Below are 15063 nucleotides of genomic sequence, written 5' to 3'. Positions count from 1 at the left end.
CATGACTGTCATGCAACTTTTCGGATTGGCGCTGGCCTGTCTCGCGTCGGCGGCGGTCGTTGGCTGGCACGGTTACCGGCAACAACAGCAGTGGCAGGCCCAGAGCCACCGCTATGGCCCTGTCCGTCAACGCAGGGATGCGGCGCGGGACTGGCTGGCCTGGTGCGGTCGCGGTTACCCGGTCGGCGCCCGGGAGCAGGCCCGCTTGCAGCAACTGCTGGCGCAGGCGGGGATCTTCTCCCGCCATGGCTTTGACCGGCTCAGGGCGGCCAAGTTATTGGGTGGGCTGGGAGGGGCACTGGCGGCCTTGTTGTGGCGTCTGCTGGCGGCACCCGCCGACGGTTTCACTCTGATGTGGGTGCTGGTGGCCTATGTGGTGGGGGCCGGTGTACCCGAGCGCTGGCTGCAGTGGCGTGCCCGCAAGGTGAAGAGTGCACAGCAGAAGGTGGTGCCAGATGCCATCGACCTGCTGGTGATCAGCGTCGAGGCCGGGCTGGCGCTGGATCGGGCGCTGCTGCGGGTGGGCCACTATCTGGGGGCGCTGGAGCCGGGCCTGGCCCGCCAGTTCCTGCGCACCCATGCGGAGATCCAGATGCGCGGCGATCAGGCAAGTTGTCTGGCGCGGCTCGCCTGGCGCACCGGTTTGCCCGAGCTGGACAGGCTCGCCAACACCTTGCAGATGGCCCAGCAGTACGGCTCGCCGCTGGCCGAGACAATGCGCACCATCAGTCAGGAGGCCCGCCAGATGCGGCGGCTGGCGCTGGAGGAGCAGGCAGGCTCCTTGCCGGGCAAGATCACCCTCATCCAGATGGCGCTCATCATGCTGCCCATGCTGGTGCTGATCATTGCTCCTACCCTCAATTTGTTGATCAACAGCCTGCGCTGAGCGGGCCACAGGATTTGAAATGCGATCACGACTTAATTGCTTGTTGTTGCTGGCCCTGCTCGGGCTGGCAGCGTGCAGCAACCACGGCAATACCCGCCAGCAAAGCCAGAGCAATGGCATGGCGGTGGCCAAGGCGGCGTTCGATTCTGCCCAGTATGACAAGGCAGAGCGGCTCTATCAGGCCTTGCTGGCTGACGATGCCACCCTGGAGGAGGCGCAGTTGATGCTGGCCCGTACCCGTTATCAGCAAGACAAGAAGCAGGCGGCGCGTGATGGCTTGCAGCAGTTGCTGGACAAGGGGGGCAAGCAGGGGGCTCAGGCCGCTCACTATCTTGGCAAGTTTCTGCTGGATGATGGTCTGAGCGCCGAGGCTGCACTGGCCTATCAGCAGGGACTGGCGCTGGCCGGACTGAACCGGGACGAGCGCGCGCGACTCAGCAATGGCCTGGGGGTGGCCAGCTTGCAGCAGGGGGCCTTTGGCAAGGGACGCCAGCAGTTTGAAGTGGCGGTGGCGGCGGCCCCCGACGAACCGGATTATCGCGTCAACCTGGCGCTGGGCTGGCTGATGGAGGGCAACAAGGTGGCTGCCCGTCAGGCATTCGAGCCGCTGCTGCACTACCAGAACCTGCCCCCCAGGGTGGAGATGAATTATGTCCTGCTGCTGCTGGCGGAGGGCAATGAACCCCAGGCTCGCCTCATACTGTCGCGTTTTCTTAGCGCCAGCCAGCTGGAGCACGACATCAGGCTGCTCAAGGCGCAACTGGGACGGGGGACGGGGGCGTGAGACGCGAGCTCGGTGTGGCCAGCATAGAGCTGGTGATCATCTTGCCGCTGCTGCTGGCACTGCTGTTGCTGGTGGTGGATGTGCTGCGGGTGCATCTGCAATACAGCACCCTGGAGCATGGCTTGCGATCCGTGCTCCGTGAGCTGCAGGCCGAATCTGCGGCAGGGCGGATCCCGTCGGCTGACGGGATACGCCTTCGCTTGCAACAACGGGGACGAGGGGAGCTGGATGGCGTGACGGTGAGCGTCATCCCCCATGTGTCGCTGGAGGTCATGCTGGGCCAGGAGGAGGGGAGCCCGGATCCTGCCAGCGAGATCCGCCTGCCTGCGGATCCCGTGCTGGAGGTGACGGCCAGGGTCCGCCCCCGTCTACAGCTCACCCCGAGCTGGCTGATTGACGATCGCGAGCTCAGCTATCAGAGCACCCTCTTGCTGCTCACCGACCGGCTGCCGGCCGGAGGGGCAGGATGAGTCGCTGCGCATGTCGCCATCGGCTCCCGGCGTCGGGTCCTGGCACCATGGGGGGCAGCATCAGCATAGAGGCGATGATGTTGATTCCCGTCTTGCTGGCCCTGCTCAGTTTTGGCAGCGAGGCACTGCAACTGCTGCGCCTCGAGCAACGCCTGCACAATGTGGCCTACAACGTGACCCAGATAGTGACCCAGCAGGGGACGGGGCAAAACGCCGCCGCCGTGTCGCAGCTGGCCTTCTATCAGCGCTTCGTGCAGGGCCAGTTGTCCGCTCTGCAAGAGGGACAGGCCGCCCTGACCATAGAGCAGTACAACAGCGCCAATGGCGAACTGGTTCCCCTGCTGCAGGGCACTGGCTGCGCCGGCCAGGGCAACTGGCCGCAATTGCGGGTGGGCACCTTGATGCGGGTGACCCTCTGCTATCGCCTCGGGCAGGGGGAGGGCGGCATGTTCAGCCGGTTCTGGGCGGGCCGCACCCTGGTCACCCACTTTATTCAGGAGATCCATTGAATGGGACTGCCCTTGCGCCAGGGGGGCGGGCTCTCTCCCGCCTTTGCCCTTATGTTGACAGGCGTGCTGGCGCTGACCGGCGTTGTCATCGAACTGGTCCGTGGCTACAGCGGCCAGAGTCTGCTCAGCGCCGCCGCCGATGCGGTGCTTTACTCTGCCGCCGACAGTGACACTGCCGCTGAGGATGCCGTTGCTCTGGTGCAGGCCAATCTGGCGGGCCGCCCCTTGCAGGTGGCCCCCCCCGGATTGAGCCAGAGCGAACAGGGATCCCGGGTTATTCTGCAGGGGCATGTACCCGCACTGATGGATCTCTCGGCCATTGGCGAAGGGGGTGACATGCCGGTGGCGGCGGCGGCCCGTGCCAGCAGTGCCCGTACCCGTATTGAGATTGCCCTGGTGCTGGATGTGTCCAACTCCATGTCCGGGGCGCCGATGAAAGCGATCAAGCAGGGGCTGACAGAGTTTGGCGAGGTGCTGTTTGGCCGCGAGCGGCGCAATCAGGACAGGGTTGTCAGCATCATCCCCGCCACCGGACTGGTCAATATCGGGGATCATCCTGAACTGTTTCATCCAGAGAGCCTGGCATTTCCCTTCGGGTTGCAGACGCTGGCCCATGAGCGAGGCTGGAGCAATTTGCTGACCCGTGACGTACCGGGGCGCCAGCGCAAGGCCTTCTGTGCCCGCCTGCCTGAGCATGTGGACGGCATAGACCGGCTGGCGGAACTCACCCCGGGCTGGATCCGCAAGCTGGAGCAGGCTCCCGTTGGCGAGACGCAACCCAGGTTGCACTACAGCACCAAGCCGCCAGCCATCAAGCAGTATGAAGATGGCACTCCCCTGCGGGCATTCGCCCCGAGGGAGAACCCCCTGGAGCGTTACCTGGAGAACCGGCGTGACAAGCTCGGCATCTTCGATGATGCCGACTGTGGGGTGAGCCCCATTCAGGCGCATCTGTCGACCCGGGCCGAGTACCGCCAGGCGCTCGATACCCTCTACGCCGCCTTCAACACCAATACGGCTGAGGGCGTGATGTGGGGCTGGCGCCTGTTGTCACCCCAGTGGCAGGGGCGCTGGGGACGGGGGGCAGCCGAACTGCCGCGCCCTTACGGACAAGCGGACAACCGCAAAATCATGGTGCTGTTCTCGGACGGCGAACACATGGGGCCCGAGGCGGCGCTGCGGGATCGCAAGCAACTGCTGCTCTGCCGGGAGATGAAACGCAAGGGGATCCAGGTCTATACGGTGGCATTCGAGGGAGATGCCCGCTTCGTGGCGCAGTGTGCCAGCGACCGTTCGCAGGCCTACAAGGCGACCAGTGGCAACATTCGCACCGTGCTGACCCGATTGGCCAGCGCCATCAACGATGTGGTGCTGACGAAATAGTGTGAAAAGAGGGGCCAGATCAGGCCCCTTTTCCTATCCGTTGGCAATGCGGTTTACATGGCGGCGCGGAAGATGGCGACTATCTCTTCGTGGCTCGCCTGTTTCGGGTTGGTGAAGCCGCAGGCATCTTTCAGGGCGTTGCTGGCCAGCACGTCGAAATCATCGGCCTTGACGCCGAGCTGCTCCAGACCGGCCGGGATCTTCACGTCCAGCGCCAGCTGCTTGATGGCGGCAATCGCCGCCGCAGCGCCCTGTTCATCGTTCATGGTGCTGACGTCAACACCCATGTAGCGCGCCACCTCTTTCAGACGGGCGGCACTCACCTGGGCGTTGTATGCCTGAACGTGGGGTAGCAGCACGGCGTTGCAGACCCCGTGGGGCAGGTCATAAAAGCCCCCCAGCTGGTGCGCCATGGCGTGCACATAACCCAGGCTTGCGTTGTTGAACGCCATGCCGGCCAGGAACTGGGCATAGGCCATCTGCTCGCGGGCGTGCAGATCGCCGCCCTGATTGACCGCGGTGCGCAGGTGTTTGGCGATGAGCTGGATCGCCATGATGGCGCTGGCATCGGTCACAGGGGTGGCGATGGTGGAGACATAGGCCTCGATGGCGTGGGTCAGGGCATCCATGCCGGTGGCGGCGGTGAGGCCGGCCGGCTTGGCCAGCATCAGCTCGGGATCGTTGACCGACATCAGCGGGGTGACGTGCTTGTCGATGATGGCCATCTTCACCTGGCGCGCCTCGTCGGTGATGATGCAAAAACGGGTCATCTCGGAGGCAGTGCCGGCTGTGGTGTTGATGGCGATGAGCGGCAGCTGCGGTTTGGCGGAGCGATCCACCCCTTCGTAGTCCTGGATGCTGCCACCGTTGGCGGCCACCAGGGCGATGCCCTTGGCGCAGTCATGGGGTGAGCCGCCCCCCAGCGAGATGATGCAGTCGCAGCCGTTGGCCTTGATCATGGTCAGACCCGCTTCGACGTTGGTCATGGTGGGGTTTGGCTTGGTTTCATCGAAAACCACGCTCTCAATGCCATGTTCCGCCAAGAGGGTGGTGAGCTTGGCGACCACGCCTATCTGGTTGAGGACACGATCGGTGACAATCAGCGCCTTGCGATAGCCATAACCCTTGATATCGGCCGCTGCCTCTTGCAGACAGCCCGCTCCCATCAGGTTGATTGCGGGAATATAGAACTTGAATGTCGCCATGATGGACTCCGTATGATTAGCCATTAAGTGGTATGCGGACGTCAAAATAGCATCGTCAGTGGGGATGAGAAGGGGTCAATGGTATCCTGTTTGCAACTTTATGGACTCGATCACGTACCGATAAACCGGGGCGAGACAGGGATTGACAAGGCCGCTTGCCCCTTTCTTGGCAGAAAAACGTTTTTCAAGAAATTCATCAAGTTAGCAAACGTTTTGCTCTGAATTTGTCACTTTCAATGCGTGGAAGTGTGAGGTGCTTCAAGGAATTGGAAAGCGCTTTCGACCATAGTTGGCGCCTCCCCAGAGAGGGGAGTGAAGGTTTGAAAGTACCATCAAGAATCATCTTAACTTGCGCCCTGACCATGTCGGCCGGGAGCAACCAGGAGTCCACTATGTCTGATGTTTTTCACTTGGGTTTGAAGAAAGCTGATCTGCAAGGCGCCACCCTGGCGATCGTCCCCGGTGACCCCGAGCGCGTCAAGCGCATCGCAGAGCTGTTGGATAACCCGGTGCACCTGGCCAGCCATCGTGAATTCACTACCTGGCGCGGCGAGATGGACGGCAAGGCCGTGATCATCTGCTCTACCGGTATCGGTGGCCCGTCCACCTCCATCGCGGTAGAAGAGCTGGCCCAGCTGGGTATCAATACTTTCCTGCGTATCGGCACCACAGGCGCCATCCAGCCGCACCTGAACGTGGGCGATGTGATCGTGACTACCGGTTCCGTGCGCCTTGACGGTGCCAGCCTGCACTTTGCACCCATGGAGTTCCCGGCTGTTGCCGACTTCGACTGCACCACGGCACTGGTCAACACTGCCAAAGAGATGGGCTCCAAGCTGCACATCGGTGTGACTGCTTCTTCCGATACCTTCTACCCGGGTCAGGAGCGTTACGACACCGTATCCGGCCGCGTCGTGAGCCGTTTCCAGGGTTCCATGAAAGAATGGCAAGCCATGGGCGTGCTGAACTATGAGATGGAATCTGCCACCCTGCTGACCATGTGCACCAGCCAGGGCCTGCGTGCCGGTATGGTGGCTGGTGTTATCGTCAACCGTACCCAGCAGGAAATCCCGAACGCCGAAACCATGGCGAGAACCGAATCTGATGCCATCAAGATCGTGCTGGGCGCCGCCCGCAAGCTGATCTGATAGCCACACCGAGTGGGGGGTGGGGGCCGTTGCGAAAGCGCGGCCCCTATCTTTTATCTGTCGTTCGCACCTTTCCTCTCCCGTCACGCCTTTCACTGATCCCGCCACACTCGCGCTTACGGCCTCTACTCATTGCCCCTAAAAAGGCGCAGCACAGCGGATCTGCATCGGCTCACCGCTCACCGGATGCACCAAATCCAGCTCGCTGGCATGCAGCATCAGCCGTGGCGTCAGCTCAGTACCTGGCAGTACAAGACCGCCGTAGAGATCGCAGCCGAGGATGGGGTGACCCAGAAGCTGGCAGTGGATCCGCAGTTGATGAGTACGGCCGGTCTCCGGTACCAGTCTGACCCGAGTCAGTAGCTGGGTTTCCCCATGTTCGCTTTCACGACAGAGGCGATCTTCCACCTCATAGCGGGAGCGAGCAGGTTTGCCGCTAGCGGCGCAGATCTTCATCAGCGGAAAGAGGGCCGGATCCTTGGCGATGGGGGCATCGATAAGCCCTTCGTCGTCAGCAAGGTGGCCGCACAGCAGGGCGCTGTAGGCCTTGCTCACCGCCCGCTGGCTGAATTGCTGGCAGAGCAGGGCGTTGATGGCCTTGTTTCTGGCCACCACCATGATGCCGGAAGTGCCAAAATCGAGGCGGTGCACCAGGGTGCAGCCGGGATAATCTTGCACCAGCCGGTAGTGGCCCGAGTCAAGGTTCTGCGGGTTCTTGCCCGACAGACTGAGCAGGCCGCTCGGCTTGTTCATCAGCAGCAGGTGCTCATCTTCAAACAGGATTTCGATGGCAGCCTCGCAGGGCGGGGCGATAAAGGTATCGACGATGACGGACATAGGGCGCACGGGTAGAAAACGGGGGGTGATCATACTCGAACCGGCTGCGCGGGGCGAATCGAGGGTGAGCCGATGACGTCCATTACGGCGAGTTTGACAGCAACTGCTTGATAAGATGGGCTGAGTCCGTTTTGTGACTCCCTCCCGAGTTAATCTCGTCAGGGGTTGTTAAGGTATGGTTCCCTGTCATGTTGCAAGGAGTCTGTCCATGGCGTTGCCCGTTATTCTCGATTGTGATCCCGGCCACGATGATGCCATCGCCCTCATACTGGCGCTGGCGAGTCCCGAACTCAAGGTGTTGGCGGTCACCACCAGTGCTGGCAATCAGACACAGGAGAAGACCCTCAACAATGCCCTGCGCATTCTCACCCTGCTCGGCCGTGACGACATTCCGGTGGCGGCAGGGGCGCCCAAACCACTGGCCCGCGAGCTTATCATCGCCGACAACGTCCACGGCGAGTCGGGCCTCGATGGCCCCACATTGCCGGATCCCGCCTTTGCGCCCCAGGCCATGACGGGCCTCGAATTGATGGCCAAATGCCTGCGCGAGAGCCCGGAGCCCGTGACCCTGGTGCCGACCGGGCCGCTCACCAATATCGCCCTGCTGCTGGCGGCACACCCCGAACTCAAGCCCAACATCGCCCGTATCGTGCTGATGGGCGGCGCCGCGGGGGCGGGCAACTGGACGCCAGCGGCGGAATTCAACATTTATGTGGACCCTGAAGCAGCCGATATGGTCTTCAAGTCAGGTATTCCCATCACAATGTGTGGCCTCGATGTGACCCACGAGGCGCAGGTGATGGACGAGGACATAGCGCGGGTGCGCGCCATTGCCAATCCGGTGGCCCGTTGCGTGGCCGGCCTGCTCGACTTTTTCATGATCTACCATAGGGATCCCAAGTGGGGATTTGCTGGTGCGCCGTTGCACGACCCCTGTACCATTGCCTGGTTGCTGGCTCCCGGTCTGTTTCACGGGGTCGAGTGCCGGGTCGATATCGAGACCCGGGGGTTGCATACCACAGGGATGACGGTGGTGGATCGCTATCAGCTCACCGGAAAACCGGCCAATGCGCTGGTGTTGCTGGGACTGGATCGCCCGGGTTTTATCGACTTGCTGGTCGAGCGACTGCGGTTTTTTGGCTGACGGCCATTGCACTATTGAGAGAAGGGACGGGAAATGTACAAAGCGTCGCTGGCACTGCTGGCCGGGTTGCAATTGACGGCCTGCTCCACGCCGTTCGAATCCATGTGGCAGGGGTTGGCGACCTGCGATCTCGACCATCTCTACCTCGACAGCGAGACCGGCGAGCCGGCCCACCCTCAGCTCAAGCACTTCACCCCCTACAAGGTGACGGACGGGTTTGCCTGGTACAAGACCCATGAAGAGTTGCATGGTCTGCCCATCAGTGGCTTTCTCATCCCCTCGTCCACTTTCGAAGTGCACGCCCTGTTTGTGGATACCCCCATCGCCAATGCACGCAGGCTGACCCACAATGCCTATGGCAGCGAGTTTGCCGACGAGCAGAAGCACAATGAGGGATTGGCCCCCTTGCTGCTGCGCGACCCCAACAACCCCAAGCGTTCCATCATCGACTGCACCCAGGCTGAGACCCAGGAACCGCTGCCGGAAGAGCCCTTCCCGGAGTAAGTCGTTTCCGCGTGCCGAGACCTGTGTCTGCCCGGGCAATATAAAAAGAGGCCAGCCTTGCGGCTGGCCTCTGTTGATCGTCACCGGTGCGATAGTGCCCCGTCAGTCGTTATGGATAACCCAGCGTTTGCTTGATGGCAGGCAGCTGGGCCTTGATCCAGGCTGGATTGGATAGCTCCCCAGTCACCGGTGCGATAGTGCTATGGATAACCCAGCGTTTGCTTGATGGCAGGCAACCGGGCCTTGATCCAGGCCGGGTTGATGGGACCCCAGTCGCTGATGCGATAGTGCCCCTGCAGGTGGCGCGCCCCTTCCGTCTGCTCGAAGCCGCAGCTGATATCGAGATCAGCCAGTGCCGCCAGCGTGTCCTGGGCGGTGCGCCGCGGCATGCCGGTGGCCGCCATGATGGCCGGGATTGTGTCCGTGCCGCTGCTTATCAGCCAGGCAACGTAAAGCCGTCGGTAGAAACTGGTGCGAGTCTTGCTCGGCTCTGTCATATCTCGTCCTCGAGCCGGTCGAAGTAGCGCCAGGTCGCGATGGCGGCTTTACCCATCACCAGTGCCCAGATACCGAACCAGAACCAGCGGAAGAAACTCCAGGTGGAGGCTTCAGGACCCGTACTCTCTATCTTGGTGACGTTGGGGAACATGGTGAACATGTTCACGCGCCAGCCGTAGGAAGTAATGATGGCCAGACGCTTCTCGAACTCCATGGACTTGGCTTTTGCCTGCACATCGGCCGCGTTGAACTTGAAGTAGAAAGGCCAGCCCCAGCCGGTATCTTCATTGCGAAATACCCGGATCTGTTCGCCCGGGCGTTCGGTATAGATGTAGTAGACATCCGTAGTAGGGCCGTCTGCCGGGTTTTTCTGGCTGATGGGGCCATCCTTGTCGGTGCGCTTCACTTCCACCCCTGTGATGGTGGCTATGGTGTGCTCCGGCAGGTAGTAGTCGAGCCAGATGGCGGAGACGAGGGCGATGAGGCCCAGGCCGATGAAGGCCGGTTTCTTGAAATGCAGCTTCATGGTGATCTCATGTGAGGGGAAGTGACGTGCCTCTACCATACTCACATTTGGTGCGACAGCCCAGCCCCCAATGAAGCCACATTATAGAAAAGCCGTTTAAAACAATAACAAATGTGTCCATTCATTAACACAAAGGCCCCGCAAGCGGGGCCTTTGTGTCGATCGCGCAAGCGGACGTCACAACTGGAACTGGGCCAGCTGTTTGCGCTGTTGCTCGGCGAGCTGTGACAGTTCGTGACTGGCGGCGGCACTCTGGCTGATGCCGGCCACACTCTGGTTCACTATTTCGTAAATATTGGTGATGTTGCGGTTGATGTCGGCGGTGACGCACGACTGCTCTTCGGCGGCGGTAGCCACCTGGGCATTGGCCCCATTGATCTGGTTGACCGCCTCCGTGATGCCACCGAGCAGCGCCTGCACCTCGCCGGAGAGCTGCTGGTTGTGCTCAAGGATGGTGAGGGTCTCCTGCATGCCGTTGTTGGCGGATTGGGACTGGCTCTGCAACTGCTCTATGATGGTCTGGATCTCCTTGGTGGAGTCCTGCGTGCGGGCCGCCAGCAGGCGTACCTCGTCGGCCACGACCGCGAAGCCGCGACCGGTTTCACCGGCGCGAGCAGCCTCGATGGCGGCATTCAGGGCCAGCAGGTTGGTCTGCTCCGAGATGCTCTGGATCACTTCGATCACCTTGCCGATCTGCTCGGACTGGGACTTGAGGCGCGCCACCACGGCAGCGGCGCTCTCCAGGCTGCCCGCCATGCGGCTGTTGGCAGCGATACTCTCCGCAAACAGAGCCAGCCCCTGTTCGACCCGGCTATTGGCATCCCGTGCCAGCCCATCTGCCAGGGCTGCGTTGTGGTTGACGTTGTCGGCCGTGCTGGCCAGCTCGGTCACGGCGGAGGCTACCTGTTCTGTCTCGCTGCGCTGCTGCTGGGCATTGGTCTCGGACTGGGTCATGACGGCGGCGAGCTCGGTGGCGGCAGAGGCCACGTTGCCGCTGATACCGGTCAGGGTATGGATTGTGCTGCCAAGCTGCGTCAGTGTCTGGTTGATGTCTTTGGCCAGCTGGCTCAGCTCGTTGCTGCCATCGGCGTTGGCCCGCACGTTGAAGCGCCCCTGGGCGACGGCGCGCATCACCTCCTGCAACTTGCCTATGGGGCGGACTATCTGGCCGGACAACCACCAGCCACCGAGCAGCGCCGTTATCAGGGTGGCACTCATCATCAGCAGGGTTCGCAACAGGGTGGCGTTGTAGTGCGCCTCTTCCTCGGCAATTTCGGTCTGGATCAGCTGGTTGATGCGCGCTGACATGGTGTCGATCTGCTTGATCAACAGCTCCCCCAGCTCACGAAAACGCAGCCGTGACTGCTCGTAGGTGGCGGCATCGCCACCTCCCTGATGTTTCTGGGCCAGCAGCGGCAGCATGTTGTTGCGAGTGTGGCCGAGATAAGCCTGCAGGGCGGCGGCCACCTGGCTGTTGTCCTGCTCGGCACCTGAGATCACCAGTCGGGACAAGATGGTCCCAATTTCCTGTTCCGCTGCATTGAGATCGTTTGGCAATTGGGCGAAGCGCGCCGGATCGTACAGGCCATAGATGGCGTTGGTGCGCATCCGGTAGGTGGCGTGGATCAGGGCAGCGATGTCGTCCTTGTGGCACGTCACGCTGGTGGTGGTCTGGTTCATGTCCGCAATGGCGCTGTCTATCTCCTGCTTGCTGATCCCGGCCATCAGGACCATCAAGAGGCTGGCGAGCAGAAGCGGAACAAGCACTTGAAGACGGATGGACAGGTTACTCAACGACATGGCAGGTCCTAACCCAAAAGAGGAGTGAGGCGGCATATTACACAGGCGCGACAACTATTGTCACAGGGTTTTATTGCTGAAATCATGCTGGCCGAAAAGGTTTTTTCTTGTGTTAAAAGAGTGTGATAGGCAAGATCTCAAGCTTGTTACCATGGAGGTGTAGTGTGTCCGACTGGATTGATCCCGCGATTCTGGCGCTGTTTGTGCCTACGTTCTTTTTTGTCTCTGTTACCCCCGGCATGTGCATGACGCTGGCGATGACCCTCGGCATGAGTCTGGGGGTGCGCCGTACCCTCCACATGATGTGGGGTGAACTGGTCGGGGTCGCGCTGGTCTCTGTGCTGTCGGTGATCGGGGTGGCGGCCGTCATGCTCAACTATCCGGCGCTCTTCTCTGCCTTCAAATACGTGGGTGGCGCCTATCTCATCTGGCTCGGCATCCAGATGTGGCAGGCCAAAGGCAAGATGGCCATACCGGCGGATCTGTCGGCCGGACAGGAGACACGCCCCCTTGGTCTGGCCATGCAGGGTTTTGTCACTGCCATCGCCAATCCCAAGGGGTGGGCCTTCATGGTCTCCCTGCTGCCTCCTTTCATCAACGCAGCCAAGCCGATGACGCCCCAGATCAGCGCCCTGGTGGCCCTGATCCTGGTGATCGAGTTCTCCTGTCTGCTGCTCTACGCGGGCGGTGGCCGTACCCTGCGCCACTTCCTCGCCAAGAGCGGCAACGTGACCCTGATGAACCGGATCGCCGGTTCCCTGATGTTCGGTGTCGGTGTCTGGCTGGCGCTCGGCTGAGTGCTTGTCGGCCAGTGAACGCAGTCCCGTGATGGGGCGGGTAACGTGTCTCGTCAGACAGTGACAGCAAGGCCATGACGAGCAACGAAAACCCAAAACGAAAGCCAACAGAGAAGCCCCGGCCGTGTCGGGGCTTCTCTGTTTGGTCGCCATCGAGGTTATTTTCCACCAGCGGGTATTCATACCAGCGTGAGTTTGTATCAGGCCAATATCTGGCAAGCCGGGTACATTTACTTACATTTTTTTTGTTTTCAATTGGCCCTTAATTCATCAGTCTCGAATGGCATTAGATGCATATTGTCGACGCTGTTCGCGACAGGGGTACCCCCTGCTGCTCGTTTTTATGGTCAAGGATTGTACTCAATGGTGAAGGTAATAGGCGCCGCTTTGCTCGCTTTTTCTGGCGGGGTTGCGGCCGGCAACGGGAAAAACCTGGATTTTTACAATATAAAGGAGCAGCAACTCACCAGGATGTTTGCTCAACATCAGAATGTGGCACCGGGTCAGTCAATAAAGGATTTCTCGCAACTGTTTCTCGAGAATCCTTATGTTGCCAATCGGCTGGTGGGATCGAGCGACCGGCAGGAAAAACTGGTGGTGGATTTTGGTGAGCTGGATTGCTTCACCTATCTGGATTACGTTGAGTCACTGCGACACTCAACGAGTGTGCATAATTTCATCGAGAATGTCATGTACACTCGTTATGTAAATGGTGAAGTCAACTACCTGACCAGAAAGCATTTTTTCTCTGATTGGGTCCATGGTGGCAATCAGGTGAAGGATGTGACCCATCTGGTCGGCAACTATGTGGTGACCGCCGCCAAAGTATTGAATCAAAAAGAGGATGGCAGTCACTATATTCCGGGGCTGGCGGTGAAGAACCGCGACATCACTTATATTCCTGGTGATCGCGTGGACGAAGACATGCTGAGCTTGCTGGAAGATGGCGATTATATCGGTATCTATACCAATATTGCCGGTCTGGATGTGACCCATACCGGTATTTTCATTCGGGGTGAAAATGGCCCCGTACTTCGCAATGCCTCTTCTGTTTCGACGAATATGAAGGTAGTGGATTCGCCTTTTATTGACTATGTGAAAAACAAGCCAGGCATTCTGGTTTACCGCGCAACAGAGGGCAATATCCGGTCATGATGGGGGCGGCTACAAGGGGACCAAGTCAGCCTTGATTGCCATGGCACCTTGAAATACGCCGCTCATACATGTCTTGGTCTATCCACAATACCCCCGGTCCTGACTGGGGGTATTGTTTTATACCGCAATGGCGATGAGGTTGTTTATCCCCTCTGCCATACCTTTGGCCACTGTCGGGTATTTACGCCGTCTTGAAGCGCCTGACCCAGGGGTTGGCACTGATACCGTGCAAGATGACGCTCAGTATGATGGTGCAGAGCACAGTGGCTATGATGGGTTCTTGTCCCAGCAGCGCGGGCTCGTGTTGCAACACCATGACGGCAAAGACAATGCTGGCGAGCCCCCTTGGTCCGAACCAGCCGATAAAGAGCTTGAGCTCAAAGGATTGACCCGTGCCCAGCAGGCTCAGCCAGACCGGCAGCATGCGCAGCAGGGTCAGGCTGGCGGCGGCATAGAGCCAGTATTGCCAGTGCAGCAGTATCGGCAGCATGGGCATCAGGGTGGCGCCGAACACCATCCAGATCACCACGGAGAGCAGGTCCCCATACCCTTCGCAGCTATCCATGTAAGCGTGTTTGTGCTCCCCCAGTCTGCGGCCCATCAAGAGCCCCCCGACGAAGGCGGCGATAAAACCGCTGCCCCCCAGGGTCTGGGCAAGCGCAAAGCAGAGCAGGGCCAGCCCCGGCATGGTGAGCTGGCGCCAGAGCGGCAGTTGCCAGCCGTTGAGGTAGGAGGTTTTCAGCAGCCGTATGGTGAGGCTGGTGAGCACCAGGGCCACCAGCAGGCCTATGCCTATCTCTTCCAGCAGCAAGGTCATGGCCAGCATGCCCGTGCCTGTGTGCTGTTCGGTGGGGGCGATGAGGGCGAGCAGCAGCAAGAGTACAGGCACGCAGATGCCGTCGTTGAGGCCGCTCTCCTGATTGAGCCCCTCCCTGATGGGGGCGGGCACGGCCGGATTGCTGACCACGGCCTTGCCGAGCGCCGCATCTGTGGGGGCGAGAATGGTGGAGAGGATGGCCAGCTCCAGCAGCGGCAGATCCGGGTAGAGCCAGAGGCCGAACAGGGTGCCCCCCAGCAGGGTGAGTGGCAGGCCGATGAGCAGCAATCGTATGGGGAGGGCGCGGTTGGCCGCCAATACCTGCCAGTTGGTGTTGGCGGCGTCATTGAACAGCACTATGACCAGAGTGAGCTCTGCCAGCAGCTTGATCCCCTCGCTATTGACCGAGAGTGACAGCAGACCGAGCCCGCCAGGTCCCAGCAGCCAGCCCATCAGCAGGAACAGCAAGGGGCCATTGATCAGTCGGGATTCGAAGCGACCTGCGATCAGACTGTAGATCAGCAAGAAGGCGGCAAACACCGCCAGGTTCTGGTAGATCAGGGATGCGTCCATGCAGCCTCCTGTGGCATCTGGCGTGGC

At 60.6% G+C, this 15063-nt stretch carries 16 protein-coding genes; 10 read left to right on the top strand and 6 right to left on the bottom strand.

Translation table 11 applies throughout. The features are described from left to right. The first annotated feature begins 1 nt into the window (after position 1). From flpH to GWQ31_RS03325, 5 genes are read left to right on the top strand one after another with little or no spacing between them, the layout of a single operon-like run. Entirely contained in the window at positions 2-886 is an 885-nt protein-coding gene (gene flpH, locus GWQ31_RS03345; protein WP_087756076.1) for a Flp fimbrial biogenesis protein FlpH, read from the top strand. Positions 887-905: 19 nt separating this feature from the next. Then, positions 906-1670, top strand: coding sequence for a tetratricopeptide repeat protein (locus GWQ31_RS03340; RefSeq protein WP_275908627.1), 765 nt, complete (start codon positions 906-908; stop codon positions 1668-1670). Then, positions 1667-2140, top strand: a complete 474-nt coding sequence (locus tag GWQ31_RS03335; RefSeq protein ID WP_005312887.1) for a TadE/TadG family type IV pilus assembly protein — start codon at positions 1667-1669, stop codon at positions 2138-2140. The genes GWQ31_RS03340 and GWQ31_RS03335 overlap by 4 nt, the downstream gene beginning before the upstream one ends. Then, the gene (locus GWQ31_RS03330; protein ID WP_275908626.1) at positions 2137-2649 is read left to right on the top strand and encodes a pilus assembly protein FlpK; all 513 of its coding nucleotides are present in this window, start codon (positions 2137-2139) and stop codon (positions 2647-2649) included. Before GWQ31_RS03335 ends, GWQ31_RS03330 begins: the two co-directional genes overlap by 4 nt. After that, the gene (locus GWQ31_RS03325; protein WP_275908625.1) at positions 2650-4032 is read left to right on the top strand and encodes a VWA domain-containing protein; all 1383 of its coding nucleotides are present in this window, start codon (positions 2650-2652) and stop codon (positions 4030-4032) included. 53 nt (positions 4033-4085) lie between these two features. Here the strand turns inward: GWQ31_RS03325 and yiaY are convergent, their stop codons facing one another. Continuing rightward, positions 4086-5237, bottom strand: a complete 1152-nt coding sequence (gene yiaY, locus GWQ31_RS03320) for an L-threonine dehydrogenase (RefSeq protein ID WP_275908624.1) — start codon at positions 5235-5237, stop codon at positions 4086-4088. Between the two features lie 392 nt (positions 5238-5629). Here yiaY and udp point away from each other — a divergent pair, with 392 nt between their 5' ends. Next, entirely contained in the window at positions 5630-6385 is a 756-nt protein-coding gene (gene udp / locus GWQ31_RS03315) for a uridine phosphorylase (protein WP_005312923.1), read from the top strand. Between the two features lie 138 nt (positions 6386-6523). Here udp and GWQ31_RS03310 read toward each other — a convergent pair whose 3' ends face one another. Then, positions 6524-7222, bottom strand: coding sequence for an RluA family pseudouridine synthase (locus GWQ31_RS03310; protein ID WP_275908701.1), 699 nt, complete (start codon positions 7220-7222; stop codon positions 6524-6526). A gap of 208 nt (positions 7223-7430) precedes the next feature. Between GWQ31_RS03310 and rihA the strand changes: the two genes are divergently transcribed. Both rihA and GWQ31_RS03300 read left to right on the top strand, forming a co-directional pair. Continuing rightward, entirely contained in the window at positions 7431-8366 is a 936-nt protein-coding gene (gene rihA / locus GWQ31_RS03305) for a pyrimidine-specific ribonucleoside hydrolase RihA (protein ID WP_275908623.1), read from the top strand. A gap of 33 nt (positions 8367-8399) precedes the next feature. Further along, complete coding sequence (locus GWQ31_RS03300) at positions 8400-8870, top strand: hypothetical protein (RefSeq protein WP_021137959.1); 471 nt, start codon at positions 8400-8402, stop codon at positions 8868-8870. A gap of 200 nt (positions 8871-9070) precedes the next feature. Here GWQ31_RS03300 and GWQ31_RS03295 read toward each other — a convergent pair whose 3' ends face one another. The 3 genes from GWQ31_RS03295 to GWQ31_RS03285 form a co-directional block, all read right to left on the bottom strand. Continuing rightward, entirely contained in the window at positions 9071-9367 is a 297-nt protein-coding gene (locus GWQ31_RS03295) for a winged helix-turn-helix domain-containing protein (RefSeq protein ID WP_059112600.1), read from the bottom strand. Next, a complete protein-coding gene (locus tag GWQ31_RS03290; RefSeq protein WP_005312938.1) occupies positions 9364-9894 on the bottom strand; it encodes a DUF1523 family protein in 531 nt (176 codons plus the stop codon). The genes GWQ31_RS03295 and GWQ31_RS03290 overlap by 4 nt, the downstream gene beginning before the upstream one ends. Positions 9895-10071: 177 nt before the next feature. Then, positions 10072-11694 (bottom strand): methyl-accepting chemotaxis protein, encoded by a 1623-nt coding sequence (locus tag GWQ31_RS03285; RefSeq protein WP_275908622.1) that lies wholly within the window; start codon positions 11692-11694, stop codon positions 10072-10074. A 164-nt stretch (positions 11695-11858) separates the two neighbouring features. On the opposite strand from GWQ31_RS03285, the gene GWQ31_RS03280 reads away from it, so the two are divergent. After that, positions 11859-12491: a LysE family translocator gene (locus GWQ31_RS03280; protein ID WP_021137956.1), complete on the top strand. Its 633-nt coding sequence runs from the start codon at positions 11859-11861 to the stop codon at positions 12489-12491. Positions 12492-12854: 363 nt separating this feature from the next. Continuing rightward, a complete protein-coding gene (locus GWQ31_RS03275; protein WP_058395060.1) occupies positions 12855-13646 on the top strand; it encodes a DUF1460 domain-containing protein in 792 nt (263 codons plus the stop codon). 181 nt (positions 13647-13827) lie between these two features. Here the strand turns inward: GWQ31_RS03275 and GWQ31_RS03270 are convergent, their stop codons facing one another. After that, positions 13828-15036 (bottom strand): cation:proton antiporter, encoded by a 1209-nt coding sequence (locus tag GWQ31_RS03270; protein ID WP_265422446.1) that lies wholly within the window; start codon positions 15034-15036, stop codon positions 13828-13830. Between the last annotated feature and the right edge of the window lie 27 nt (positions 15037-15063).

The organism is Aeromonas sp. 2MA4 (genome assembly GCF_029237305.1).
Taxonomy (GTDB): Bacteria; Pseudomonadota; Gammaproteobacteria; order Enterobacterales; family Aeromonadaceae; genus Aeromonas; species Aeromonas salmonicida.
Note: the sequence above shows the minus strand (reverse complement) of the source record. Positions and strands in the feature narration are given on the sequence as shown.